Source organism: Pseudaeromonas pectinilytica, assembly GCF_054780855.1.
The window spans coordinates 1-797 of record NZ_BAAGVN010000171.1; the positions used below are offsets into that span (position 1 = coordinate 1).

Genomic DNA, 797 nt, shown 5'->3' on the forward strand with positions numbered 1-797 from the left:
AAAGGCATCCACATCGAAAGTTTGAGCAAGCGGTATGGCGATGGTGACACCGCTGTCTTTGCCTTGAAAGACGTGAATATGCATGTTGCGCCAGGTGAAGTGGTGGGGCTGATCGGCCCTTCCGGGTCCGGCAAGAGCACGCTGCTCAAATGTCTGGGTGCGGTGATCGAACCGACCGCTGGTCGCATGACGCTGGGCGATGAAGTGATCTACGACGATGGCTGGAAAGTCCGCGACTTGCGCGCCTTGCGGCGCGACAAGATCGGTTTCGTTTTCCAAGCACCATACCTGATTCCGTTTCTCGATGTCACCGACAACGTGGCGCTGTTGCCGATGCTTGCAGGCGTCGCGAATGGAGAGTCGCGCGCGAAGGCACTGGAATTGCTCACGGCGCTTGATGTGCAACACCGAGCTCGCGCAATGCCCTCGCAACTCTCCGGTGGCGAGCAGCAACGGGTTGCCATCGCGCGCGGATTGGTCAATCGCCCGCCAGTGATCCTGGCCGATGAACCCACTGCGCCGCTGGATTCCGAGCGCGCCATGGCTGTAATCCGCATCCTCAACGACATGGCCCACAAGTTCGAGACCGCCATCATCGTCGTCACCCATGACGAAAAGATCATCCCGACCTTCAAGCGCATCTACCACATCCGCGACGGTGTAACCCATGAGGAAGCTGGCGAAGGGCGGGAGTTCGAATGAGAGAACGATTGAATTACAGGAGAATTTCATGACCCACCGCAAACACAGCCACGCATTTGGAACTATCACCCTGACCGTTACGGCCTGCCTGCTTC

The 797-nt window shown here is 58.2% G+C and carries 1 protein-coding gene; it reads left to right on the forward strand.

Annotation, left to right across the window (positions count from 1 at the left end; translation table 11 throughout):
* A partial coding sequence (locus tag ACYVG7_RS10030; RefSeq protein WP_460882989.1) for an ABC transporter ATP-binding protein occupies positions 1-702 on the forward strand: 702 nt, incomplete at its 5' end.
* Positions 703-797: the final 95 nt, after the last annotated feature.